Origin of the sequence: Streptomyces sp. NPDC020490, assembly GCF_044335305.1 — a bacterium.
In the GTDB taxonomy this organism is placed as follows: domain Bacteria; phylum Actinomycetota; class Actinomycetes; order Streptomycetales; family Streptomycetaceae; genus Streptomyces.
In genome coordinates, this window is the sequence record NZ_JBIRUY010000056.1 from 1 (window position 1) to 25,687 (window position 25,687).

21 protein-coding genes and 1 pseudogene are annotated in these 25,687 nt (G+C 69.6%); 19 read left to right on the forward strand and 3 right to left on the reverse strand.

From position 1 onward, the window contains the following. The first annotated feature begins 297 nt into the window (after nucleotides 1-297). From ACH4ZX_RS37610 to ACH4ZX_RS37700, 19 genes and pseudogenes are all read left to right on the forward strand, one after another. Nucleotides 298-1,137 carry a patatin-like phospholipase family protein gene (locus ACH4ZX_RS37610; protein WP_398282968.1) on the forward strand — a complete coding sequence of 280 codons (840 nt, stop codon included), beginning with the start codon at nucleotides 298-300 and terminating at the stop codon, nucleotides 1,135-1,137. Nucleotides 1,138-1,239: 102 nt separating this feature from the next. Then, nucleotides 1,240-1,494: pseudogene (locus ACH4ZX_RS37615) on the forward strand (helix-turn-helix domain-containing protein); the annotation flags it as partial. A gap of 435 nt (nucleotides 1,495-1,929) precedes the next feature. After that, nucleotides 1,930-2,649, forward strand: a complete 720-nt coding sequence (locus ACH4ZX_RS37620) for a thioesterase II family protein (protein WP_398282970.1) — start codon at nucleotides 1,930-1,932, stop codon at nucleotides 2,647-2,649. 28 nt (nucleotides 2,650-2,677) lie between these two features. Further along, nucleotides 2,678-3,505 (forward strand): oxaloacetate decarboxylase, encoded by an 828-nt coding sequence (locus ACH4ZX_RS37625; protein WP_398282972.1) that lies wholly within the window; start codon nucleotides 2,678-2,680, stop codon nucleotides 3,503-3,505. Next, a complete protein-coding gene (locus ACH4ZX_RS37630; RefSeq protein ID WP_398282974.1) occupies nucleotides 3,502-4,389 on the forward strand; it encodes a 3-oxoacyl-ACP synthase in 888 nt (295 codons plus the stop codon). Before ACH4ZX_RS37625 ends, ACH4ZX_RS37630 begins: the two co-directional genes overlap by 4 nt. Nucleotides 4,390-4,424: 35 nt before the next feature. Next, complete coding sequence (locus ACH4ZX_RS37635) at nucleotides 4,425-6,596, forward strand: iron-containing redox enzyme family protein (RefSeq protein ID WP_398282976.1); 2,172 nt, start codon at nucleotides 4,425-4,427, stop codon at nucleotides 6,594-6,596. After that, nucleotides 6,596-7,777 carry an acyl-CoA dehydrogenase family protein gene (locus ACH4ZX_RS37640; RefSeq protein WP_398282978.1) on the forward strand — a complete coding sequence of 394 codons (1,182 nt, stop codon included), beginning with the start codon at nucleotides 6,596-6,598 and terminating at the stop codon, nucleotides 7,775-7,777. The genes ACH4ZX_RS37635 and ACH4ZX_RS37640 overlap by 1 nt, the downstream gene beginning before the upstream one ends. Nucleotides 7,778-7,848: 71 nt before the next feature. Beyond that, nucleotides 7,849-8,880 carry a cytochrome P450 gene (locus tag ACH4ZX_RS37645; protein ID WP_398282980.1) on the forward strand — a complete coding sequence of 344 codons (1,032 nt, stop codon included), beginning with the start codon at nucleotides 7,849-7,851 and terminating at the stop codon, nucleotides 8,878-8,880. Next, nucleotides 8,877-9,689, forward strand: a complete 813-nt coding sequence (locus tag ACH4ZX_RS37650; protein WP_398282982.1) for a saccharopine dehydrogenase — start codon at nucleotides 8,877-8,879, stop codon at nucleotides 9,687-9,689. Before ACH4ZX_RS37645 ends, ACH4ZX_RS37650 begins: the two co-directional genes overlap by 4 nt. Then, nucleotides 9,676-10,809, forward strand: a complete 1,134-nt coding sequence (locus ACH4ZX_RS37655; RefSeq protein ID WP_398282984.1) for a saccharopine dehydrogenase C-terminal domain-containing protein — start codon at nucleotides 9,676-9,678, stop codon at nucleotides 10,807-10,809. Before ACH4ZX_RS37650 ends, ACH4ZX_RS37655 begins: the two co-directional genes overlap by 14 nt. After that, entirely contained in the window at nucleotides 10,806-12,110 is a 1,305-nt protein-coding gene (locus ACH4ZX_RS37660) for a lysine N(6)-hydroxylase/L-ornithine N(5)-oxygenase family protein (RefSeq protein WP_398282986.1), read from the forward strand. Before ACH4ZX_RS37655 ends, ACH4ZX_RS37660 begins: the two co-directional genes overlap by 4 nt. A 1-nt stretch (nucleotide 12,111) precedes the next feature. Next, nucleotides 12,112-13,179, forward strand: a complete 1,068-nt coding sequence (locus ACH4ZX_RS37665) for an NAD(P)/FAD-dependent oxidoreductase (protein WP_398282988.1) — start codon at nucleotides 12,112-12,114, stop codon at nucleotides 13,177-13,179. Then, nucleotides 13,176-15,410, forward strand: a complete 2,235-nt coding sequence (locus ACH4ZX_RS37670) for a class I tRNA ligase family protein (RefSeq protein ID WP_398282990.1) — start codon at nucleotides 13,176-13,178, stop codon at nucleotides 15,408-15,410. The genes ACH4ZX_RS37665 and ACH4ZX_RS37670 overlap by 4 nt, the downstream gene beginning before the upstream one ends. After that, a complete protein-coding gene (locus ACH4ZX_RS37675; protein ID WP_398282992.1) occupies nucleotides 15,407-18,724 on the forward strand; it encodes an amino acid adenylation domain-containing protein in 3,318 nt (1,105 codons plus the stop codon). The genes ACH4ZX_RS37670 and ACH4ZX_RS37675 overlap by 4 nt, the downstream gene beginning before the upstream one ends. Then, a complete protein-coding gene (locus ACH4ZX_RS37680; protein ID WP_398282994.1) occupies nucleotides 18,721-20,220 on the forward strand; it encodes an AMP-binding protein in 1,500 nt (499 codons plus the stop codon). The genes ACH4ZX_RS37675 and ACH4ZX_RS37680 overlap by 4 nt, the downstream gene beginning before the upstream one ends. Beyond that, nucleotides 20,213-20,470, forward strand: a complete 258-nt coding sequence (locus ACH4ZX_RS37685) for an acyl carrier protein (protein ID WP_398282996.1) — start codon at nucleotides 20,213-20,215, stop codon at nucleotides 20,468-20,470. Before ACH4ZX_RS37680 ends, ACH4ZX_RS37685 begins: the two co-directional genes overlap by 8 nt. Nucleotide 20,471: 1 nt before the next feature. Then, the gene (locus ACH4ZX_RS37690) at nucleotides 20,472-21,068 is read left to right on the forward strand and encodes a GNAT family N-acetyltransferase (protein WP_398282998.1); all 597 of its coding nucleotides are present in this window, start codon (nucleotides 20,472-20,474) and stop codon (nucleotides 21,066-21,068) included. Beyond that, nucleotides 21,065-22,093 carry a C45 family autoproteolytic acyltransferase/hydolase gene (locus ACH4ZX_RS37695; RefSeq protein WP_398283000.1) on the forward strand — a complete coding sequence of 343 codons (1,029 nt, stop codon included), beginning with the start codon at nucleotides 21,065-21,067 and terminating at the stop codon, nucleotides 22,091-22,093. The genes ACH4ZX_RS37690 and ACH4ZX_RS37695 overlap by 4 nt, the downstream gene beginning before the upstream one ends. Nucleotides 22,094-22,127: 34 nt before the next feature. Next, a complete protein-coding gene (locus ACH4ZX_RS37700; protein ID WP_398283002.1) occupies nucleotides 22,128-23,384 on the forward strand; it encodes a cytochrome P450 in 1,257 nt (418 codons plus the stop codon). 41 nt (nucleotides 23,385-23,425) lie between these two features. Here the strand turns inward: ACH4ZX_RS37700 and ACH4ZX_RS37705 are convergent, their stop codons facing one another. The 3 genes from ACH4ZX_RS37705 to ACH4ZX_RS37715 form a co-directional block, all read right to left on the reverse strand. Further along, complete coding sequence (locus ACH4ZX_RS37705) at nucleotides 23,426-23,671, reverse strand: transposase (RefSeq protein WP_398283004.1); 246 nt, start codon at nucleotides 23,669-23,671, stop codon at nucleotides 23,426-23,428. Between the two features lie 650 nt (nucleotides 23,672-24,321). Beyond that, nucleotides 24,322-24,873 (reverse strand): hypothetical protein, encoded by a 552-nt coding sequence (locus ACH4ZX_RS37710; RefSeq protein WP_398283006.1) that lies wholly within the window; start codon nucleotides 24,871-24,873, stop codon nucleotides 24,322-24,324. Nucleotides 24,874-24,922: 49 nt separating this feature from the next. Beyond that, nucleotides 24,923-25,684: a sulfite exporter TauE/SafE family protein gene (locus ACH4ZX_RS37715; protein WP_398283008.1), complete on the reverse strand. Its 762-nt coding sequence runs from the start codon at nucleotides 25,682-25,684 to the stop codon at nucleotides 24,923-24,925. Between the last annotated feature and the right edge of the window lie 3 nt (nucleotides 25,685-25,687).

The window sequence follows — 25,687 nt, forward strand, 5'->3', positions numbered from 1 at the left end:
CGCACGACGGCGCAGCTCAAGCGGGTAAGGGGAAGGACGTGCCATGACTCGATCCTCTCAAACGATCGAGTCCCTACCGAACCCGGAACGGTTCACCGCCTCAATGAGAGTGCATGATCGTCTCAACCACAGCAGCCCTGCAGGCCACAACCGTGGCAGGCCAGAATACTCGGCTTGATCAACTTCTCAATCCTTGCAGCGTTGCAGGTCAGATGACTGCCTGCAGGTCTTGATCCTGCAATCATATTGAGACGACATAGCCTCCCGCTCCCGCGGGGCGCTGCATATCATCGGCAAATGACTCGACGTGGGCTGGTACTCGGCGGCGGTGGTGTGGCGGGAATCGCGTGGCAGACGGGTCTGCTGGCCGGACTCCTCGAAGGAGGCGTCGTCGCGCTGGATGCGGACGTGATCGTCGGCACATCTGCGGGGTCGACGGTTGCAGCGCAGATCACCAGCGGAACCTCGCTCGGAGAACTGTTCGACCGCCAAGCCGATCCGGCGCTCCAGACTCCCGAACTGTCACCCGTCCTTGGTGCTGAGGATCTGATGACGCTGTTCATCGATGCCCATGACGGCGCCACGGACGCTCTCGACGTGCGGCGCCGGATCGGCGCCATGGCACTGGCGGCGCCGACCGTGACGGAAGCCGAGCGGCGCGCGGTGATCGCGGCCCGGCTGCCCTCACACGACTGGCCGCGGTCCGAGCTGAAGATCGTGGCGGTGGACGCGGAGACCGGTGCGGAGCGGGTGTTCGGCCCGGCATCGGGCGTCGGCCTCGTGGACGCCGTAGCAGCGAGCTGCGCGGTGCCCGGCGCCTGGCCGCCGGTCACGATCGACGGGCGCCGCTACATCGACGGCGGTACGCGCACGGCGGAGAACGCCGACCTCGCCGCAGGATGCGACCGGATCCTCGTGCTCCAAGTAATGGTGATTCCGGGCAACACCGACCTCGACGACCAGGTCGCCGGGCTGCGCGAGCAGGGGGCGCAGGTCATGGTGATCCGCCCGGATGACGCCGCGGCATCGTCGATCGGACCGGACCTGCTCGATCCTACGGTGCGGGCACCAGCGGCCCGCGCCGGCTACGACCAAGGGCTGCGTGCGTCGTCGGCGACAGCCGAGTTCTGGCGCTAGGTGTTTCCTCCCGGAGCTTGTGGACGGTGCGTCCGAGCCGGCGCAGGTCTCGGCTGAGGGATCTTGAAAGGGGTGAGCGCCTTCCGGCTCGGTGTGGATCCCAGGTGGGTCGAACGCCACCGGCGGTACGGCGAGGCCGGCACAGCCGATCGCTCCAGCCGCCCGCGCACCAGCCCGCGCCGCACGACCCGGACGGAACGCCGGATCATCGAGGTCCGCCTCCTGCGCCGGTGAGGACCGGCCCGCATCGCACACCTTCTGCGCCCGGTGCCCTCGACCGTGCACCGCGTGCTGACCCGCTACGGCCTGGCCCGCCTCACCCATCTGAACCGGGCCACCGGCCGCGGCATACGCCGCTACGCCTCACTGTCTCCACGCCGTCAAGCGGACGTCTCGGTCAACTCATGCGCTCGCCGTCCGCACTGCTTGCGTGTCGGTCGGACCACGTAGGGCAGGCGACGAGCAGCCACGCGACGGTCACCCGTCGGCCCCGGTGTCCGGATATTACGTCGATCGTCGGCCGAAATTATGTGCCCCCGATCCCTTCAAGAATCTTTGATCATGGCTTAATCACCGCTCCCCGATCCCTCTTGGATATTTTCGGCCATGACCGGAATTCCTTGGTCAAGAATTGAAATGCTACAAGCACGGTCACTCGGTCTTGACACGTTCGTATCGCAGGCAACAATGGAATCCGAGTTTTGTTGATCTGCCGGTCGGGCATGTTCGACGCTTCGATTAGGTTGACCGTCCTGATCACGCCCCTGTTTTGCGACAGAAGGACAAGCGTCGGTGGAAGCATGGTTCGACATGGCACGCGCTGTGCCGTCGGGGTGGCCCCGTACCTACTGTTTCGCGCATGCCGGTGGCAGGGCGCAGGCGTTCGTCGAGTGGCAGGAGGCGTTGGCCGGAGCAACCGCACTGGTCGCGGTCACGCCACCCGAGCGCACCGGGATCGACACGGTTTGCGACCAGGTCGCCGAACTGATCGCAGCGCAGCGCACTGGACCATTTCTGCTGTTCGGTCACAGTCTTGGCGCGCTGATCGCCTTCGAGGTGGGTCGCAGGCTCGGCGACCGGCCCGCGCACCTGATCGCTTCCGGCTGTGTCGCGCCGAGCCTGCATCCGACACCGCGGATGGTCGAAGTGGCGGGGCTCGACGGGCAGAGCCTCACCGACGCGCTGGCCGTCTACGGGGGACTGCGGCCGGAGATTCTGGCTGATTCGGAGCTGCAGGAGTTCATACTTCCCGATGTCCGAGCTGATTTCGGAATGGTCGCGAAGTATCGATACCGGCCTGCCGGCGTATTGCCGTTCGGCGTCTCTCTGGTAAACGGCACGGATGATCCGCTGGTCCGTCGTGAAGATCTGGAGGACTGGTCGCGCGAGTGCGTCGACGAGCCCGAGATGTATTGGTCCGAAGGCGGGCACTTCTATTTCGAGCACCATCCGGAAGCGGTCACCGAAGTAATCCGCCGCGCGGCGGAGACATTGCCGGTCGAACTGATCTGAGTTCTGGCGGCGCGTGAGAAAGGGAAACATGGCCGATCAACACAGTAAAGCCGTCACGTTCGCCGAACTGCACCGTTCAGGCACCTTCGTGGTCCCGAACCCATGGGACGCTGGAAGCGCGCGACTGCTGTCCGGCCACGGCTTCTCCGCACTCGCGACGACCAGCGCCGGCCTCGCCTTCAGCCTCGGCAGCGCCGACTGCGCCGGGCTGGTCGGACGGGACGAGGCACTGGCCAACGCACGGTCGATCGTCGAGGCGACCCGCTTGCCGGTGACCGCCGATCTGGAGAGCGGGTACGGCGACAGCCTCGAGGACGTGACCGAGACGATCAGACGCGCTGCCGACGTGGGGGTGGTCGGTGCGTCGATCGAGGACACGACGGGCGAGTCCGGCAAGGAGATCCGTGACATCACCGAAGCGGTCGACCGCGTCGTCGCCGCTGCGGAGGCCGCCCACGCGCAGCCGTTCCCCTTCACCTTGACCGCCCGAGCCGACAACTTCTTCCACGGACGCTTTGACCTCGACGACACCATCCGACGGTTGCAGGCCTTCGCCGAAGCCGGTGCGGACGTGCTCTACGCACCGGCGCTGCCGAGCCTCGACGCGGTCAAGGCGGTCTGCTCCTCCCTGGACAAGCCGGTCAACGTGCTCGCCGCCGGTCCCCTGCTCGCGTGCTCGGTCGCCGAGTTGGGCGCCCTCGGCGTCCGCCGGATCAGCCTCGGCTCGGCACTGCCCAGGGTCGCGCTGACCGCGATGCTCGACGCGGCGGCTGAACTCGCGGAGCAGGGCACGTTCGGTTTCGCCAAGTCCGCGCTCGGCTACGCCGAATCGAACGCGCTGCTGGGCAGGTCATGACCCCCGTCTACCTCACCTCCCCCGGCTACCTGCTCGGCGAGATCGAGCAGGACCACCACGAGATCCCCGGTTTCGCCGCGCGCGTTCGGGAGTACGGCATGCAGCCCGACGCCCGGCTGTGGGGCTGGGGCAAGGTCCGCCGCACCGAGAAGTCACTGGAGGAACTGGTCGTCGATACAGGGAAGACGATCACCGACTCGGCGGAAGTGGACCTGCTGGTGCTGTGTTCGACGTGGTTCCCCGGCGACGCGCACACCCACGGCGGGTTCATGGAGACGATCATGAACGGTCTCGGTCTGGACTGCCCGTTCCTCGGCCTGACCCTCAACCGATGCACCAATCTGGTGAGCGGGCTCGGCGTGGCCGAGTCCTTCGCCCGGGCGGGCAAGTACCGCAACGTCCTGGTGATCAGCGCGGACCGCAGCGCCACCGAGACCGCCCGGATGGAGAACTTCGCCCTGTTCAGCGACGGTGCCGCCGGCTGTCTGGTCACCACGCGGCCGGGTGACTACGAGATCCTGGGCTCGGCGAGCGCGCAGGACACCCGGGCGCTGGACTGGGGCAACGAAATCAGCGCGGACCTGTCGCGACAGGTCAACGACCTCCTGCTGACCCCGCACGGGCTGGCCCCCAGCGACCTGGCCGGCGTACTGCACAACAACCTGTTCATCCCGATCGTCGTGATGAAGGAACGCCTGGCCGGATTCACGCCCGCGCAACTCGACACCGCCAACACCTCCCGGATTGGCCACTGCTTCGCTGCCGACCCGCTGATCAATCTCGCCGACCGCCGCGCCGAACCGGGTGGGTACTACCTGCTCGCCGCGAGCGTACCGGGTTCCCGAGCCGCCATGTTGCTGCACAAGACCCCACCACGGCCATGATCGCAACGGCCTGAGGACAGTGCCCGGAGGTTTCGATGCCTGCTTTCGCCCTGCCCGACACGTTCGTCGTATCACCTCTGTCCGCCTCCGAATTCGACCCGGCTGCCGTCACGGCGGCCGACGAGGTGATCGCCTCGGGCCCCGAGGCCGTCTACCACCGGCTGGTGAGCGATCAAGAGTCCGAGGTGGTGTTCCTCCTCGCCCGACACGTGCTGAACGGATTCCTCGGTGACGTGCGAGAACCGACCGCCCAAGACACCGGTGCGCAGGAGGTCGACAGCATCGCCGAGCGGACGGCGCAGGTGCGTCGGCGGATCGCCGAGATGCTGCAACCGCTGCGCGACGCCGAACCCCGGGTGTGCGACGCCGTGGTGGCACAGCGCGCGCCGCTGACGCTGATCGGAGGCTGCTGGCTGGACTCGGTCTCCCAGCCTGCCACCCAGCCCTCGACCGTGGTGAACCACCTGGTGCGCCACCAGTTCGTGTGGCGCGGTGCGGGCAATCCCCGGCGCGGGCTGCAACAGATGCGCGGGCAGGCACTGGAAGACCTGGGCGTGTTCCTGCCGGACGTCACGGCGCCGGACTTCCTGCGACGGGCGGAGGCCCGGCCGCTCACCACGTGGCACGGCGCCTACCGCCTCAGCCTGGCCAGGCTGCCCGCGACGTTTCTGCCCGAGGTCGTGGGCACGCACTACGTCATGGCCACCCTCGGCGTCGACGAACTCCTGCTCGGCACCCGGCCCATGCTCACCGAGGCGGACCTGCGGGACACCCTCGCCCACTACCTCGCACTGGCACCGTCGCCGGTCAGGAACAGGCTCTACGCCGCTGTCGCACGCACGCTGACGATGGAGCTGGAGCATGTGCGTCTGCTCTGCGACGTCGCCGAGTGGCATGCGGGCCTCTCGCTGGACGCACAGGTCGCGCGGATCGTGGCGAGGCACGCCCCGTTCGCGGGCAAGCAGCACCGCAACGTCCGCGTCGGCGGCCGACCGCTGACCGAACGGTTCCGCGATCCCGACTTCGACCTGGCCGAGTTCATCGGTGATTTCCGGGCGTCACCCCAGTTGAAGCCGCGTGACGGCGGATGCCGGTTCGTGCGGGCCATCAAGTTCGGCGGCCCCATGTTCGGCATCTTCGACCAGCAGGAAGCGGCGACCTTCCAGCGGTGGGCCGAGGCCATCGCCTCAGGAGACCTGCCCGACATCGACCTCACCCCGGACACGGCCGGTGACGACGCCGCACGCGCGCTCGCGGAGGCGATCAGCGCGCCCCCGCCCAAGACGCGGCTGAGGGCCGCCGCCCGCGGCGACGACCGCGCATTCCTGCACCGGCTGGTCAACATCGAGAACTTCCCCAACACCCTGCCCCTCGCGCGCGCGAACGCCGAGGAGGGCCTGGCCCGCGCCGAGATCCTCTTCGAGTACGGCGGTGACGGCGTCCTCACCGACGCGAGCTGGTTCGACTACGCGCCCTCGGCGCTGAACGAGCACGTCGACCGCATCTACTGGGACAAGCTGGTCAACCCCTACCGGCCGCTGACCGAGATCCCGGACCGCGACGAGGTGATCTTCGGTCAGAAGACCTTTGCCCTCGGCAGCATGATCGACGGCGCGTGGGCGCACCGTATCGGAGCGACTGGCCGCTACACCCGCCGCAGCGACGGCATGCTCTACTCCATCTACGCCGACGAGATGGGACGCGGTGACGTCACCAAGAACCACATCACCCTGATCTACCAGGTGCTCGCCAGCATGGGCATCGAGGTGCCGCACATCCGCGACACCGCGTTCCTCGACCAGGACGAACTGCCCGACCACCTCTACGGGTTCTCCCTCTTCCAGCTCAGTCTCGCGCTGTTCCCGGACTCGTTCTACGAGGAGATCCTCGGCTACAACCTGGGCATCGAGATGTTCGGGCTCGGCACCATGCGCATGCACGAGATGCAGAAGCTGCGCCGCCACGGCTTCGACATCGCCTACGAGGAGGCGCACCTCTCCATCGACAACCTCTCCGCCGGCCACGCGCGGCAGTCGGCCGAGATCATCATCGCCCACCTGCACGACGTGGCGAAGCTGTCCGGAGCCGACGCGGTGCCGTCGCACTGGGAGCGGATCTGGCGCGGCTACGCCTCCTTCGCCTACTTCATCGAGCACGACCTGGTGGCCGGCCTCGACCGGCACAAGTCGGCGGATGTGATCATCTGATGACGACGGCCACGTCCCACAGCAACTTCGACACTCACATCCTCGCGCTGCCCTTGTACGAGGATCACCACCGCGAACTGGCCCAGCGCCTGACCACCTGGTGCGACGAACACCGGGAGACGCTCGCCGACTCCGGGCAGCCGGAAGCAGCGGGCCTGCACATCCTCCGCGCACTCGGTGACGCAGGCTGGCTGGCGTTCCTCGACGGCGGTCCCGACGACTGCCGCGCGCTGTGCCTGGCGCGGGAGGCACTGGCGTACACCGGTGATCTCGCCGACTACGCGTTCTCCATTCAGGCCCTGGCAGCGACCCCGATCCGCCTCTTCGGCACCGACGACCAGCGCCGCCGGTATCTGCCGGGACTGGCCGCGGGCACCCTGTGCGGCGCCTTCGCGGTGTCGGAGAAGACAGCGGGCTCGGACGTCGCCGCGATCCGGCTGGAGGCGCGCGAAACCGATGGAGGATGGGTTCTCAACGGCGGCAAGGCGTGGATCGCCAACGCCGGCATCGCCGACGTGTACACGGTGATCGCGCGCACCGGTCCTGGGCCGGGCACGTTCGGACTCACCGCGTTCCTGGTGCCCGCGGGCACCCCCGGCCTGCGCGTCGAGCCGGTGCCGATGATCGCCCCGCGGGCGTTCGGCCATGTGGTGTTCGACGACTGCGCGCTGCCGCGGGAGGCGTTGCTGGGCAGGCGCGGCGGCGGGTTCCCGATCGCGATGGAGGTACTGGACCGGTTCCGGATGACCGTCGGCGCCGCCGCGCTCGGCTTCGCCCGCCGGGCCGCCGACGCGGCGCTGGCCAGGGCGCGGGAGCGGCCGATGCTGGGTGGGAAGCTGTTCGATCTGCCCACCGTGCGCACCGCCTTCGCCGACATGGAGGTCAAGCTGGACGCGGCCGCGCTGCTGGTGGCCCGGTCCGCCTGGGAGACCGACCAGGGCGGCCCCCGCTACGCCCGGCACTCCTCGGTGGCCAAGCTCTACGCCACCGAGGCCGCGCAGCAGATCGTGGACAGTGCGGTGCAGATCTTCGGCGCGGCCGGGCTGGTTCACGACAGCCTGATGGAGCGGTTGTACCGGCAGATCAGGTCGCTGCGGATCTACGAGGGCCCGTCGGAGATACAGCAAGCGATCATCGCGGCGGCGATCGATCCGGACCGGACGCACCGGGGGGCATCATGACGCAGCCACGTTCCGCGACCGCAAGCACAGCGGCCACCCATCCCGATCCGTATCCGTTCTACGCCGACCTGGTGGCCAACCGGCCGTTCGGCCATGACACCGACAGCGGGCTGTGGGTGGCGGCCGGCGCAGCGGCGGTATCCGAGGTGCTCGCCGATCCGGCCTGCCGAGTCCGGCCGAGGAGCGAGCCGGTGCCGAGCGGCATCCTCGGCACCCCGGCCGGCGACGTGTTCGGCGAGCTGGTCCGGATGACCGACGGCGCACCGCAGGTACGGCTCAAGCAGGTCCTGCTCGCGGCGCTGAACACGATCAGCGAGAAGCAGGTCGTCGCGTTGGCCGCGGAGCAGGCACGCAAGGCGGCTGACTGGACGGACCTCCAGTTCGGGGTGCCCGCACGGGTGGTGGCGACAGTGCTCGGCCTCGGCGGGGACATCCCGGCCGAAGCAGCCCGGCTCATCGGCGAATTCGTCAGGTGCGTTCCCGCCTCGGCCACCGCCGAGGACCAGGCCGCCGCGGCCACCGCGGCCGCGCGTCTGCTCGACCTGCTGGGCCCGTGCCTGCGCGCTGGGAGCAGCGGCCTGATCGGCGAGCTGGTCCGCCTGGCCGCCCGCAACGGCTTGCCGACGACCGCTCCGCTGCCGGCCAATGTGATCGGCTTGCTGTCGCAGACCTATGACGCCACAGCGGGGCTGGTCGGCAACACCCTGCTCGCGCTGGCTCGCCATGGAAAGCCGGACGATCTCGCGGGCTTCGTCGACGAGGTGGTCCGGCACGATGCGCCCATCCAGAACACTCGCCGGTACGTGGTGACCGCGACCACCGTCGCCGGCCATGAAGTCCCGGCAGGCTCAACGATTCTGCTGCTGCTCGCCGCGGCCAACCGCGACCCGATGGCCAACCCCGATCCGCACGCGTTCCTCCCCGGCCGGGCGGATCCACAGGTGTTCACCTTCGGCCGGGGTACCCACCGGTGTCCCGGCCATGTCCTGGCCGCCGCGATCACCATCGGCGTGGCCGCCGCGGTGACCGGGGCGCCCTCGCACGAGGGCTACCGGCCCTCGCCCAATGCCCGCATCCCCGTCCTGAAAGGGCAGTTCGGATGACCCGATGGTGGCTCAGGCACAAGGTGCGCAGCACCGAACGGAGAGCGGCGGTGGCGCCGACCGACGCGGCGCGTCCGGTGACCCCCGGACACCAGGTCACGCGCGGGCAGTCGCCGCAGCGGGTGTTCCCGAGCGAGGAGTGTCCGACGACCGGCTGCACCATCGCTCCGGCGGGCATCCGGGTCGACGCGCCTGCGGACTCCTACGTCGTCGGATCGAGGGAACTGCCGGACGAACCGGCCCCACTGCGGCACCGGCATGTGTACGGGCACGCCTACAAGGGCCGCCACGGCGCCGCCGGCCTGCTGGGCCGCTTCACCGCCGGCGGTGGCACGCTCCTCGACTCCGAACACCCCACCGGCGAGGACGGTCAGCGGCTGGTCGCGCTCGGCCGCCCGGCCTGGTGCACCGGTGCCGCGCTGACCGTACTGCCGGCGCACGACATCCTGATCAGTGCGGTGTTCTGCACCGGCCCGGTCAAACCCTTGCTCACCGAACCCGATCGCGACGACCCGGCCGGCGAACTGCCGGTGCTCTCCGACGTGACCTGCGACGCGACCTCGGACTGCAACACCCTGCCGGTGCACGGCCAGGTGACCAACCACCAGGAGCCGGCCCGCGAGCTGCGCCTGGGTGAGCGCCCGGCGCAGGTCATCGCCATCGGCAACCTCCCCTCGCTGCTGCCGCGGAAAGCCGGTGCGGCGTTCTCGGCCGGCCTCGGCAGGCACTCGCTCCACTTCGACTCGGCGCCATGGCAGCGAGCGGCCCGGCGGTTCCCTACAGCGGTGGAGGAGAATGTCCATGCCTAGAGTGCACTGGGTCGGTACCGGACTGTCCACCGGCAGTGGCGTCCGGCTGCTGACCGACCAGGCCGACGTCACGGTCTACGGGCGGACCGAGGCCAAGGCCGAGGCCGTCGTGGACCGGCTCGGACTGGCCGGCAAGGCGACTGCCGCGGCACTCGACACGCTGGCTCCGGCCCACGGTGACGTGGTCGTGTCGATGCTGCCGGCGACCGAACACGCCTGGTTGCTCAAGCTCAGCATGGCAGCGGGGGCGCATTTCGCGGACACCAGCTATGCCAGCGCCGAGATCGCCGAACTGGCCGAGGACGCGGGCATCGTCGTGTTGACCGAAGCGGGCCTCGATCCCGGCATCGACCACCTCCTGGCGAACGATCTGGTCGCACGCGGCCGGGCCGCAGTCAGCGGGCCGGCGAGAGCGAGGTTCACCTCCTACTGCGGCGGGCTTCCCGCCGTGCCCAACGAGTTCCGCTACCGGTTCAGTTGGGCGCCGCGCGGCGTGCTGACCGCGTTGCTCGCGCCGGCACGCTATGTCGAGGGCGGCGCCGAACTGACGGCGGACAGGCCCTGGGAGGCGACCCGCCCGCACCTGGTGCGGGGTGAGGAGTTCGAGGCGTACCCGAATCGCGACAGCATCCCCTTCATCGCCCAGTACGGCGTACCAGGGCTGTGGTCGCTGGACACCTTCATCCGCGGCACCCTCCGGCTCCACGGCTGGCAGGCCGCATGGCAGCCAGTGTTCGCCGAGTTGCGCACCGGCACACCGGACCGGATCACCGAGCTGGCCGAGGACCTCGCGCGGCGGTACCCGACCACCGGCGCCGACCGGGACCGGGTGGTGCTGGCCGTCGCACTCGCCGTCGAGGGGGAGGACGCCACGGCGTGGTCCGGGGAGTACGTGGTCGACGTCACCGGCGACGAGGAGGACAGTGCGATGGCCCGGCTCGTGTCGACGCCGCTGGCGGTCGGTGTCGGGGAGATCCTCTCCGGGCGCCTGCCCGCCGGGCTGCACCGTGGAGCCGAAGGCGTGCACGCGGCCCGCCGCTGGCTGGACTCCCTGCGCTCCAGCGGGATCACCGCCGAGTTCACGGAGTCTTCGACCGGAAACGGGGGCGTCGAAAAATGACCGACCCCCACCACTTGGGTGTGCTCGGTATCGGTGTCGGCCCAGCCAATCTCAGCCTGGCCGCGCTGCTGTATCCCCACCGGGACCTGCCCAGTCTGTTCCTCGATCGCAAGGAAGCCTTCGGCTGGCACGACGGCCAGCAGATCCCTGGCACCACACTGCAGGTGTCGACCTTGAAGGACCTGGTCAGCCTGGCCGATCCGACCAGCAAGTTCTCGTTCCTGAATTACCTGCACGACCAGGGCCGGATCTATCACTTCATCAATGCCCAGTTCGACGCGGTGCCCCGGCAGGAGTTCCGCAACTACCTGGAATGGGCGAGCTGGCGCATGAAGAACGTCGTGTTCGGCGAGGAAGTGCGATCGGTCGACTTCGACGGTGTGTTCAAGGTGCGCACCGACGATCGGATGCTCACCGCGGACAACATCTCCGTCGGCGTCGGCAGCCAGCCGTGGATCCCGCCGGCCGGCCAGGGCTGGCATTCGCGCAGCCAGTTCCATGTGTGCGACTTCGTCGACAAGGCCGTAGGTCTCGGGGGCAAGCGCGTCGTGGTGGTCGGTGGCGGGCAGTCGGGCGCCGAGGCGTTCCTCGACCTGATCTCCCGTGAAGGCAGCGAGCTGCCCAGCCGGGTGTCGTGGTTCTCCCGGCGCCGGAACTTCCTGCCGATCGACGACTCGCCGTTCACCAATGACTTCTACATGCCGTGTTATTCGGAGTATTTCTACGGCTTGGAGCAAGCGACCCGCAAGCGGATCAACCAGGAGAACACCCTCTCCAGCGATGGAATCTCCGAGCCGACCCTGCGCGCGATCTACCAGCGGACCTACCACCACCGGTTCATCGCACGCTCGCCCGGTCTGATCAGGCTGTACCCGAACCGGGAGATCACGGGCGTGGCCCAGGCCAGTGCGGGGTGGGAACTGACGGTGGTCAACAAAGACCGGCCCGACGAACCCCAGCACGTGACGACCGACGTGATCATCTGGTCGACCGGCTTCCGCACCGGACTCCTGGAACTGCTCGCCCCCTTGGCGGACCGACTCGACTGCGATGGCGGCGAGTACCAAGTGGACCGGGACTACGCGGTGCGCTGGGACGGCCCGGAAGAACACAACATCTTCATCCAGAACGGGACCGCCAACCAGCGCGGCCTCGCCGACAAGAACCTGAGCCTCCTGGCGTGGCGCAGCCAGCGCATCGTCGACCGCCTGCGCGGTGTGAAGCGGGAAGAACAGCTCTCCTCCTTCGTCGAGTGGGCGAACGAGGACGGCGAGGACGGCGAACTGCGAGGGACGGTGTGAGATGGCTCTAGGCACAGTCGCGGTGATCGGCGGTGGCATCATCGGCTGCCTGGTGGCCAGGCAGATCATCCACCAGTACCCGGCGAGCACGGTGCTGCTCCTCGAGCAGGACGCGGTCGGCTGCGGCGCCAGCAGGCGCTCGGCCGGACTGCACTTCCCGCGTGGCGCGAGCGAGCGGGTGCGCCGGATGTCGGGCTACAGCCAGGAGTTCTACGAGAAACTCAAGGCCGACCAGCCCACCGTGCCGATCCATCCGGTCGGCATGTCGGTGATGTCCCAGTCCGACCCAGGTGAGCTGGAGAGGATCTACGTCGAGCCGGTCCGCCGGGACGATGCCCACGCCGTGCTGGACGCCTGTGGTGCCGAGGTGCGCGTGCCGCCCGGCGCGTCGCTGTGGGACGTCAGGGGCGCACACTACGCGGACGTGCACCGCCTGGTCCAGGTGCTGATCACCGACCTGCGCCCGCGGGTCGGCGTGCGTGAGGGAGTCCGCGTCACCGCACTGCAGCCGAGTGGCCGCTGTGTGCGGCTTTCGCTCAGCACGGGCGAGCGGCTGGCCGTCGACCGGGCGGTGCTCGCGCCGGGACCGTGGCTCGGCGTGCCCGCTTGGGCCGATCTGGTGGCGCCGCTGGGAGCGCGCGTCAAGAAGATCGTCGCCCTGCACATCGACCATCCTGTGGACCAGGCCGACCAGGCGGTCGTCTTCCACGACGAGGACGCCTTCCTGCTCCCCCTGGCCTACCGGGGACACTGGTTGTTCAGCTACACCTGCCACGAATGGGACGTCGATCCCGACCGGGTCGGCGCCGATCTCGACGCGTACGACGTGGAGCAGGCCCGCGCATGCCTGAGCCGTTACGCGCCCTCGCTCGCGTCGCGCTGCACGGCCGGGCGCGTCTTCTGCGACGCCTACAGCGTTTCCCGCCAGCCGCTGCTGCGCCGGCTCGACCCGGACGGCCGGGTGGTGTTCGCGGGCGCGGCCAACGGATCCGGCTACCGCCTCGCCCCGGCCATCGCGGCCGAGGCCGTCCAGTTGTTCGACCCGAGCGTGGAAGGGAGCCCGGCATGAGGATCGATACCTTCGACCCCGCGACGCTCAGCGATGCCTTCGGCATCGACATGAACACCATCGACCTGCCCGGTGTCGTCGGGCTGGGCGCGGGCTGGGGCAGGGTGGCGCCGGGCAGGCACTCCGACCCGCACCAGCACGACGAGATCGAGATGTTCGTCATCGTGTCGGGCAACGGTGAAGTCGTCGTGGACGGCGCGCGGCATCCGGTGGGGCCGGGCACGGTCGTCAAGTTCGACCCGTTCGAGACACACGTCATCGACAACACCGGTGACACAGATGTCGTATTCGTGACGTGCTACTGGCGTGAGCCCCGCCATGCCGGGGAGGCGGCCGCGCGTCCCGGCCGGCGGCGCTTGGCGGAGCGGCCGGTGTTCGTCTTCTCCACCCCGCCGACCCCCAATGGTGACCTGCACCTCGGGCATCTGTCCGGCCCGTACCTCGGCGCGGACGCGTTCGTCCGGTTCCAGCGGATGAACGGAGTGCGGGCCTGGCATCTGACCGGCAGCGACGACTACCAGAGCTACGTGGTCGCCAAGGCTGCGCAGGAGCGGAGCACACCCGAGCAGGTCGCCTCGCACTACGGCGCCGAGATCGCCAGGACACTCGAGTTGATGGACATCCGGCCCGACCAGTTCACGGTGACCAGTGCGGATGGCGGATACCGCGAGGGCCTGCGCGACTTCTTCGCCGCGCTGGGAGCGTCGGGCCGTGTGGCCCCGCGCGAACTTCCCGCGCTGTTCGACGGGGAGACCGGCCGGTACCTCTACGAAGTCGACGTGTCCGGCACCTGCCCGTCCTGCGCGGCCGCCACCAACGGCAACATCTGCGAGGAGTGCGGCGAGCCCAACATCACCGCCGACCTGGCCGAGGCGCGCAGCCGGATTTCCGACTCGGTACGGGCGGGCAGCCTGGCACGGCACACGCTGCCGCTGCACGAGTTCCGCGAGGTCGTCGCCCGGCACCACCGGCTCGGTCGCGTCCCCGCCCGGCTGCGTGAACTGGCCGAGCGGGTGTTCGCGCGCGAGACCTTCGACCTGCCGCTGACCCACCCCGCGCAGTGGGGCGTGTCCCCGCGCGGCGCCGACGACCAGGTGATCTGGGTGTGGCCGGAGATGTCGTACGGCTTCCTGCACGGCATCGCGCGGCTCGGCGCCCGGATCGGCGAGACATGGCAAGCGGACAAACCGGAGCAGGACTGGAAGATCGTCCACTTCTTCGGCTACGACAACAGCTTCTACCACGCCATCCTCTACCCGGTGCTGTATCAGCTGGCGTTCCCAGGCTGGAAGCCGGACATCGACTACCACGTCAACGAGTTCTATCTGCTGGACAACCTGAAGTTCTCCACCAGCCGACGGCACGCGGTGTGGGGCAAGGACATCCTCTCGCCGGAGACGGTGGACGCGGTCCGGTTCTACCTCTCCCGCACCCGCCCGGAGGGTGAGCGCACCAACTTCGAGCGGGAAACCTACACCGCGACCGTGCGCGAGGTTCTGATCGACGGCTGGCAGGGCTGGCTCGACGACCTCGGCCGTCGGCTGAACACGCGGTACGGGGGCGTGGTACCGGACGCCGGAATCTGGACCCCCGAGCACACCGCGTTCTACGCGCAGCTCGGCAGGCGGCTGGCGGCCGTGACCGCGCACCTCGGCCAGGACGGGTTCTCCCTCCGGGCGGCCACCGCCGAACTGGAGGGCATCGTCGCCGACGCGCGCACGTTCGCCGAGCGCGAGGAAGTGCTCGTCGGCGCGTCCGGGTGGCAGGCGGAGAACCGCACGGCGATGGCGCTCGAACTGGCGGCGGCCCGGCTGCTGTCCCGGGTCGCCACGCCCGTCATGCCGCGCTTCGCCGCGCGCCTCGGAGCCCTGCTCGGCGGGAGCGGGCCGACCTGGCCCTCTGCTGTGGACCTGGTGCCGGCCGGGACCAGGCTGGACCTGACCGGGCAGGTGTTCTTCGCCGCCGAGCCGACACTGCCCGAACCGCCGGACGCCGCACCGGACCCGCTCCCCTGGCTCGCCGAGCTGGTCCGGAGCACGCTCGGCCTGTCGGCGGAGACGGTAGTGGCGGACAAGACGCTGCGGGAGCTCGGCGCGTCCTCGCTGCAGGCGGTCGCGGTGCAGTACCAGATCCTGGAACGGCTGGATCTCGATGTGCCGATGGCGGAGCTGCTCTCCGACCGGAACATCGCCGCGCTGAGCCGGGAGCTGGCCGAGGCGGTGGCCCGATGACCGACTATCTGGCGGTGTTGGAGGAGATCGGCTCCCGTGGTCTGAGCATCGTCGCCGCCGGCCCGGACCTGCGGCTGCAGGGACCGCGCGAGCGTGTGGACGCCGATCTCGTCGGCCGGATCAAGGCCGTCAAGGCCGAACTCCTCGCCCATCTCACCCCGGACCCCGGGTTCGCGCTGACCCCGTTGCAGCAAAGCTATCTCGCCGGCCGGGACGAGGTGTTCGAGCTGGGCAACGTGGCCAGCTACGTCTACCACGAGATTGAGGGCCACTGGGACCTCGACCGGCTCCAGGCGGCGCTCAATGCCGTGGTCGCCCGGCACGACTGCCTGCGCTCCAGGTTCACGTCGACGCAGTCCCAGGTCCGGCAGACGCAGGTGGAGGTCCGGATCGGCCGGGTCGACCTGCGGGACGACGACGGTACCGGGCTGGCCGCGCAACGCGCGCGCTGGACGCACCGGATGCTGCCGGTCTCCCAGGCGCCGCTGCTGGCGGCGGAGGTGTCGCTGCTGGCCGGGGACCGGATGGTGCTGCATGTCGGCCATGACGGCCTGGTGATGGACGGGATCAGCATGTTCCTGTTCTTCCGCGACTGGTGGGCGCACTACGAGCGCGAACGGCCACCGGCGGACGAGGAGGCTTCCTTCGAGTCCTATGTGGCCGCTCTGGAGACCGCACGCACCCGCAAGCCCTACGCCCGGGCCAGGGCGTACTGGCTGGAGCGGCTGGACAGCGGCACCCTGTGGGACCACCCGGAGCTGCCGCTGGCCAAGAGCCCCTCCGCGATCACCGCACCGCGTTTCACGCAGCGCGTCGTTCGGGTGCCGGCGCCGCGGTGGGCGGAGCTGAAGGAGCACGCCGCCGCGGTCGGCGTAACCCCTTCCGGGCTCCTGTTCGCCGCCTACGCCGAGACCCTCGCGTGCTGGGGCGCCGGCCCCCGGTTCACCCTGACCACCACGGTGGCCAACCGGCCGCCGGTCCATCCACGCATCCTGGAGTCGATCGGGCAGTACAGCGACCCGATGCTCGTCTCGGTCGAGCTGGACCGCGGTGTGCCCTTCGCCGAGCGGGCCAAGGCGGTGCAGGAGCGGCTGCGCACCGACCTCGACAACCGGCACTTCTCCGGCATCGAGGTACTGCGCGAACTCGGCCGGCGAGGCGGCGGGCAGCCCCGCATGCCCTTCACCTTCAACAGCGCCATCGGCTATCCGCTCGCGGAGGTGGACGGCTCCGCGCTGGAGCTGTTCGGACCCGAGGCGCACACCATCAGCCAGACACCGCAGACCTGGCTCAACGTGTTCGCCATGGAGCAGCACGGCGGTGCCGTCGTCCAGCTCGACGGCGTGGACGAACTGTTCCCGCCCGGCCTGCTGGACGATCTGGCACAGGGATATCAGCGCCTGCTCGACCTGCTCGCCGACAACGGTGAGTGGAACAACCACTGGTTCGACCTGCTGCCCGCCGAGCAGCGCGAGCGCAGGCGCAACGCCAACGACACCGACCGGCCGCAGCCTCGGCAGCTGCTGCACCAGCCGTTCGCGGCCCAGGCGCAACGCACTCCGCAGGCACCGGCGGTGATCACCTCGACCGGTGAGCTCGGCTACGCCGAGCTGTACCGGCGGGCCCGCGCCGCGGCGGCCCGGCTGCGCGCCCACGGAGTCGGCCGCGATGAGCTCGTCGGACTGGTCATGACCCGGGGACCCGAGCAGATCGTCGGGATCATGGCCACGCTGCTGGCGGGTGCGGCCTATCTGCCGGTGGACGCGGACCTGCCCGGTCGCCGTCAGCAAGAGCTGCTCGACATCGGCGAGGTGCGGTGTGTGCTCACCAACTCCGGCTGGAGCGACCCGGCCGCCCGGCGCACGGTGCTGGAGCTGGACCGCGACGCCGAAGCCGACGGAACGGCTGCCGACGACGGGCCGGATTCGGCCCCGCTCGCCGGGGCGCATCCCGACGACCTCGCCTACGTGCTGCCCACCTCGGGCACGACCGGCGCGCCGAAAGGCGTCATGGTCAGTCACCGCAGCGTGGCCAACGTCGTCGCGGACTGCACCCGCCGCTTCAGCGTCGGCCCGCGCGACCGGCTGTTCGCGATCAGCGCGTTCAGCTTCGACCTGTCCGTCTATGACGTGTTCGGCGCGCTGTCGGTCGGCGCCGCGCTCGTGCTGCCTGACCATGACAAGGCCGCCGACCCGGCCCACTGGCTCGAGATGTGCGAGCACGGCGGGGTCACGGTGTGGAACTCGGTGCCGCAGATCGTCGCACTGCTGCACGAACAGGCACTCGCGGATGGCCTCTCCCCGCTTGCCGAGCTGCGGCTGGTGATGATGAGCGGCGACCGGATCCCGCCGGAACTCCCGGCGGCCCTGCGGTCGAGCCTGCCCGGGCTCGACGTGGTCTCGCTCGGAGGACCGACCGAGACGACGGTCTGGAACGTCGTACACCCGATCGGTCCGGACGACGACGGCTCGCGGCGGATCCCGTACGGGCGGCCGAACGACAACAACAAGGCCTACGTGCTCGACGAGGACGGCCTGGACCTGCCGGACTGGGTGCCTGGCGAGATCTTCGCCTCGGGGACCGGCCTGGCCCGCGGGTACTGGAAGGACGAGCAGGCGACCAGCGAGAAGTTCCTCTTCGACCGACGACGGGGCGTACGGCTCTACCGAACCGGTGACCTCGGGCGCTACCTTCCGTCCGGAGAGATCGACATCCTCGGCCGGGCGGACTTCCAGATCAAGCTCAACGGTTACCGCATCGAACCGGGCGAGGTGGAGACGCGATTGGCCGCACTGCCCGGCGTACGGCAGGCAGTGGTGGTCCGCCGGCCGGGCAGCCGAGGCGACCGGCTCGTCGCGCACCTCGTGCCGGGCGAACGGGATCAGCCGGTGCCGGACGGTGAGCGCGGGCGCCTGGAGGACGAGCTGCGCGCGGCGCTGCGCGAGCAACTGCCGGAGTACATGGTTCCGTCCGCCGTGGTGTGGCACGACGGCCTGCCGTTGACCGCCAACGGCAAGGTCGACCGGGCGCGGCTGGCCGCAGGCGACGTGCCCGAGGCCGAGCCTGCCCCGTCCGGCGACGCCGCACCGGCGGAAGGGGTCGAACGGGAGCTGGCCGAACTGTGGGCGAGCGTACTGAAACTACCCGAAGTGGATGCTTTGACCCCGCTGACCGACATCGGCGCCGACTCGCTCGCCGCGGCGCGCATCCTGGCCGGTGTGCGCAAGCGGTACAAGGTCACCATCCCGTTGTCGGAGCTGGTCCGGGTGAACACCGTGCGGGCGATGGCTGCCCGGATCGGGCGGGCGTCATGAGCGTGATCAACCGGGTGATCAGCGGTCCACCGCGGCCGGGCAACCGCTTGTCCGTGGCTCGGCTGGGCGCGACGGAGTCATGGGATCTCACCGAGGTCTGGGAGATGTCGGGCCGGGTGGCCGGGTACCTGCTCGGCCTCGGCGTCCGGCCGGGTGACCGGATCGGCGTACTCGCGGCGAACTCGCTGGAGTGGGTGGTGCTCGATCTGGCCGCGCTGCGGATCAAGGCGGTGACCGCGGGATTCGACCCCGGCAAGTTCGACGCGACCGGGGCTGAACTCGTCGCCCGCTACGGCCTCACCGTGTTGTTCACCGACCAGGACGAGACGGCCGACCGGGTGCGCCCGATCGCCGCCCTGCGCGGGCTCCCGCCCTCGGACAGGGACCTGCCGACGGTGTCGTGGGGACCCTGCGAGGCACCCGCGCTGAAGTTCACTTCGGGCAGCAGCGGTCCGGCCAAGTCGCTGCTGGCCAGCGCGGGAAGCATCGACAGTTCGCTCGCCGCGGTGCAGGACATGTTCGCGCACGGCCCCGGAGACGACCTCTTCGTCTTCCTGCCGCTTTCCCTGCTTCAGCAGCGGTACTGGGTGTATTCGGCGCTCGTGTTCGGCCATGACGTCACGATCAGCACCTACGAAGCCGCGTTCGCCACGCTGCGCACGGCACAGCCGACCGTGGTGATGGGCGTGCCCGGCTTCTACGAAACGGCATGCACCCACCTGCGGGCCAGGGCCGCCCGCACCGGGGTCTCCCCGGCCGAGGCCGCCGCCGAGATCTTCGGCCGCCGGATCCGCTACCTGTGGACGGGCTCCGCGCCGGCGAACCCGGCCACGCTGCAATATTTCGCCGACGCCGGACTGCCGGTCTTCGAAGGCTACGGGCTCAACGAAACCTGCATCGTGGCCAAGAACCACCCCGGCGCACACCGGCCCGGCAGCGTGGGCCAAGTGCTGCCGGGAAAGGAGGTCCTCATCGACGCCGACGGCGTGATCAACGTCCGCAGCGAGCCGCCGGTGGCCACCCGCTACGAGCACGCGGAGCCGGGCGACTCGGAGAAGATGTTCCGGCCCGGCGGGATAGTACGCACGGGTGACCTCGGCCATCTCGACGAGGACGGTTACCTGTTCGTGCACGGCCGGTCCGACGACGTGATCGTGCTGGAGAACGGCAAGAAGATCGTCGTACGGCGGATCGAGGAACGGCTCAAGGCATGTGCGGCGATCGAGGACTGCGTGGTGACCAATCCGTCGCAGCGACAGCTCGTCGCCATCGTCTCGCCCGCGGTGCACCCGGTGGACGCCACGCTGATCGCGGCGGCGGTGCGGGAGGCCAACGCCGACCTGGACCACGACGAGCAGATCGCCAAGGCCGTCCTGGCGGAGCGGTTCACCGTTGACAACGGGCTGCTCAGCTCCCAGTTCAAGCCCCGTCGCAGGCAGATCGAGGCACGCTACCGCCGCCTCGTCATCGACCCGAAGGAGGGAATCCGTGCCTGACACCATCGAGGCGGCGGCCCGTGCCGCACTGGCCGAGGTCCTGCCGCAGGACCTGCCGCCGGAGTCCATCGATCCCGACGCGAACCTCGACCACCTCGGCCTCACCTCGCTGAACAAGGTGCTGTTCCTGACCTCGCTGTGCGAGAGGGTGCAGGTCGGCCTGCACCTCTTCACCGAGCACGACCTCGCCGCGATGCGCACGCTCGGGCAGGTCGTCAGCGCGCTGTCCCGGCATGCCGAGGTGAGCTGAGATGAGCTGGCACGAACGCGCCGCGACCGTCCTGGACAACGGCGTCGTCCGCCTGCGGCCGATCACCGAATCCGACCGGGAGGGCATCCGGTCGGTGGCGATGGATCCGGCCATCTGGCGCTACTTCGTGGCGCTGGTCACCGACGAGGCCTCCTTCGAGACCTTCTTCGACACGATGATCGCCGACCACGCATCCGGCCGGCGGGTCGTCTTCCACATCACCGACCTGACCACCGGCCGCACCGCCGGGTCGATGAGCTACGGAAATCTGTCCGAACCGGACCGCCGGCTGGAGATCGGCTGGTCCTGGCTCGGCCGGGACTTCCGCGGCGCGGGTTTCAACCGCTGTGCCAAGCTGCTGCTGTTGCACAACGCCTTCGATCGGCTCGGCGCCGAGCGTGTGGAGTTCAAGACCGACCGGCGCAACGAACAGGCCCGCCGCGCCCTGCGCAACATCGGCGCGACCGAAGAAGGCATCCTGCGCAGCTTCAACCCGATGCCGGACGGCACCCGCCGCGACGCCGTGTACTACAGCATCCTCAAGCGAGAGTGGCCTTCAGTGCGCGACCGGCTCACAGCCAAGGCGGACGCAGGGTGACCACGATCTCCGCAGTCGCGCACGTCGTCGCCCAAGGCGATCCGTACGACATCGGCTTCGCACACGGCACCGCCCTGAGGGAGCGGCTGCGCGCCTTCCTCGACGACGGCGTCGCCCGGCTCAACCACCTGCTGCCCGCTGCCGTGTCGGTCGCCGGCCTGTCCGCCGACATCGCCGCCCACCGGGCGGAGATCACCCGGTCGACGCCCCGGCTGGCCGGCGAGATCGCCGGGCTCGCGGCCGGCGCCGGGCTGACACTGGACGAGGCCACCCTGCTGCAACTGCGCCGCGAGATCGTGGGATACCAGCGGATCCCCACCCGAGGCGACTGCACCACCTACGCCCGGCCGGGGGTACTGGCGCAGACCGTGGACCTCAACGGGAATCTCGACGACCAGCTCGCGGTCCTCGAAGTCGGCCACGGCGACCGCAAGTCCCTCGTGCTGAGCTTCGCCGGACTGCTCGGCTACCTCGGCGTCAACTCCCACGGCCTCGCAGTCGGCCTGAACCTGGTCCTCGGCGGGCGCTGGGGTCCGGGCGTACCCCCGTACCTGGCCATACGCCACGTCCTCGACACCGCTACCTCAGTGAGATCGGCCGTCGCCGTGCTGCGCTCGCTGCCCTTAGCCAGCTCCCGCACGATCGTGCTCGCCGACGCCGCCGAGACCGCCTGCGTGGAGGTCCTCGGCGACGAGTACCGGGTGATGACAGCACGGGAGTCGGTGCACACCAACCATTTCCTCGCCCCGGACTTCACCAGCCGGGACGAACTCAACGTCTTCGCACGCAACTCCTCGCTGCGCCGACTCCGGATGGCCGAGTCCGGTCTGCGGGCCCTGCCCGAGGACGCGGATCCCGATGAGCACTTCGCGGTGCTGTCGCAGCCGCCGATCTGCGTCGCCGATGACGGTGACATTCGCCGGGAGCGCACCGTCGCCGTCGTAGTCCTCGATACGAAGAACGGAGTGCTCCACCTGCGGCCGGGAGATCCCCGGCTGTCGAAAACCCGGTCCTTCACCCTCTGATCTGTTTCACCGGTTCGAACTGGAGGCCAAGCCCGTGGAAGACCTGCCCGTCCGTGCGACGCCGGACGACCTGGCCGATGTGAATCTGGGGGACCCGCAGACGTTCGCGGATTATGACCTGAGCGACTACTGGCGCACGCTGCGGGCAACCCGACCGCTCTACCGGCATCCGGCGGTCGGAGACAGCCCCGGCTTCTGGGTGCTCAGCCGGTACGACGACATCGTCGCCCTCTACCGGGACAATGCCGCCTTCACCTCGGAGCGCGGCAACGTCCTGATCACGCTGCTGGGCGAGGGTGACTCGGCGGCCGGTCTGATGGTGCCGGTGACCGACGGGCATCGGCACAAGGAGTTGCGCAATGTGCTGCTGAAGGCGTTCTCGCCGCGCGTGCTGAGCCGGATCGGCGAGCAAGTCCGCCGGAACACTCGAACGCTGCTGGCCGCGGCGGTGGACCGCGGCGAATGCGATTTCGCGCTGGATATCGCCGGCAAGATACCCATGATGACAATCTCCGACCTGCTCGGTGTTCCGAGCCAGGACCGGGAGTACATGCTCAGCCTGACCAAGTCCGCGATCAGCTCGGACGACCAGCCGGAGTACTCCGCCGCGGCCGACGACGCCCGCAACAACATCCTGCAGTACTTCCTCGGCATGGCCGAAGAGCGCCGTGCTGCGCCACGGGAAGACGTGGTCAGCGCGCTGGCCAGCAGCACGATCGACGGCGAGTTCCTCAGCGAGGACGAGATCGTCCTCAACTGCTACAGCCTGATCCTCGGCGGGGACGCGACTGCCCGTCTCACGATGATCGACTCCGTGCACAGCTTCAGTACCCATCCGGAGCAGTGGGCCGCGTTCAAGCGCGGCGACGTGTCCGCCAAGCAGGCAACCGAAGAGGTGCTGCGCTGGGCCTCACCGACCATGCACTTCGGCCGCACCGCGGTGCGGGACACGGAGATCCACGGCACCCCGATCAAGGTGGGCGACGTGGTGACGGTGTGGAACATTTCGGGAAACCGTGACGAGACCGTCTTCACCGACCCGGACCGGTTCCTCATCGACCGGTCGCCGAACAAGCACATCGCGTTCGGGCACGGTCCGCATTACTGCATCGGAGCGTACCTTGCGAGGCTGGAGATCTCCGAAATGCTGCTCGCGCTCCGCGACTTCACCGCTGGGTTCGAGATAGCCGGGCCAGTCCGCCGGATCTACTCCAACCTTCTCACCGGGATCAGCAGCCTGCCGGTGCGTTTCGAACCGGTCTCGGCCGGCGTGGAGCAATTGGTGCTCTGAGAGGGCGTCACGGTAGCGCCCGCTGAGGCGAAAGGGCGCTCTCAGGCGCCGCGTTCTGATCCGGTCGGCGGTCCGCCGACGAGTCGACAAGCCCTTGCCCGGTGCGGCGTTCGACGGTAGGCGCGGGTGCGTTCGTCGAAGCGCACGCGGCTGATCACGGTGGTGTGCAGGGCGTTGTCGGCGGCCCGGCCGCCGCTGCGGTTGAGGCGGTGGCGGTGGGTGCGTCCGGACGAGGCTGGGACCGGTGAGGCCCCGGCCAGGCACGCGAACGCGGCTTTCCAGGGCATCCGTTCGGAGTGTCCCCGGCCGAGGCCAGCAGTCGGTCAGCGGTCTCGGGGCCGACGCCGAACATCCGCGGCAACCGGGGTGCGGCCTGTTTGACCAGCGGGCCGATCTGGGCGTCCAGCTCGATGATCTCCTCGTCGAACGTGATGGCGGCGGGCCGGCCGCCGCGGCGCCGCCCGGGCCGCGGCCAAGGGCCGGGACAAGTCGTCGCCGGGCCGCAGCCGGGCCAGGGTGCGTATCAGCACCCCCGGTCCAGGCCCACGACTTGCTCGCGCAGCATCGCGGGAGCCGCCACGACCAGCCGCGGATCTCATTCATCGCCTTGTGCGGGTCTTGACGGCGCCGCGGCGGGCGATCCGCAGGACCCGGACCGCACGCCAGAGGCCGTCCGCCGCCTCGACCACGTCGACCCGGCTCTAGGAACGCCGGTGGCCCGCCCGGACAGCACGGCCGTCGCGGCCGCGTGGGCGTCGCGGCCGCGTGGGCGTCGCGGCCGCGTGGGCGTCGCGGCCGCGTGGGCGTCGCGGCCGCGTGGGCGTCGACCGGATCGGACTTGCCCTTCATCCGCCGCGTCTTACGGTCGGGGCGGTCGACATCGACGACCGTGACTCCGGCCGCGGTCAGCACCCGGGCGGGCTCTCCGGTCTCACCGTCAGGCGTGCTTCTCGGCGCGTCGTCGAGAAGCTCTCCGAACGAGTCCGCCGGAGACCGGCGTGGTACCGAATCCGCTGTCGCCATCCTCGTGTCGCAGTACCCAGTCGTCGAGGTCGAGGGCCGTTTCCAGCGGTTCCCTGGCGATATGGGCCCGCAGGCGGCTCACCTCGCCGGCGGCTCCGGCGGTGCCGGTTCCCTCGCGGGAGAGGAGTTCCTCCCGGAAGGCGGTTTCGGCCATCGCAAAGCGCACCCGCGCGGCTTGCGGAGACACGCCCAGGACATCGCCGATGAGCTGCCAGTCGGCGCCGCCGATGCGCTCGAACACCGCGGCGGCTTCGAGGAACCGCTGTGCGGCCGCGAGCACTCGGGCGGCGTCGGCCAGCACGACGCCCGGGGAACGGATGGCGCCGTCGGGTTTCAGCTCGTGCTCGGCGATCGGGACGGCGGCACGCGCGAGATCTGCCAGTTCGCATGCCTCGTAGGCCATCACCAGTCGCGCTCGCGACGCATCCGTGTACGGTGCGGCGGCTCCCGTGTCATCTTCGGTCATGTCAGTTCACCTCAGCTCCCGACGCATGATTACCGCGGCTCCCCGTGTGTCAGCCGCGCAGGAAGTACAGGACGGTCATGATCACGGCGGTGGTCAGGATGACGCCGCGCAGCAGCCAGGCAGGGAGTCGGCGGGCCAGGTGGGCGCCGGCGAAGCCACCGAGCACCGCGCCGATGAGCATGACAGTGAGAAGAAGCGGAGCACCCAGTGCGTCAGAGGCGATGAGGAACAGCACGGTCGCGCTGAGATAGACGGCCGCGAGCTGCGCGATCCGCATCGGGTTGCTGACCGCGGCGTCGAGGCCGAGGCCGATGCTCCACAGAGCCAGCATCATGATGCCTACGGCACCGCCGAAGTATCCGCCGTAGACGGCGAGGAAGAACTGGCCGATCAGGACGGCTCGGGAACTCATGCCGACCGAGCGGCCCAGCGAGCTGCTCAATGCCTGGGACAGGTGGCGTCCGAAGGCGAGGATCGCCGTGGCGAAGGCGAGCAGCCACGGCGCCGCGGCGCCGAACGACGATGCCGGAAGCACCAGCAGCAGGCCGGCGCCGACTCCGCCACCGATCACGCTGATCGTTGTCAGCGACCTCGTGGACGTCACCCCGACCGGGGCGATCTCTCGTCGGTACACCCACACGCTGGCCACGGCCCCGGGGACGAGGGCGACCCGCGACACCGCGTTCGCCGTCACTGGCGACAGGCCGAACGCGACGAGAGCCGGCAGCGCCACGAACGTGCCCCCACCACCCATGGCGTTCAGCACCCCGGCGGCGACACCGGCCAGCAGGACAAGCAATAACTCGGTCACACG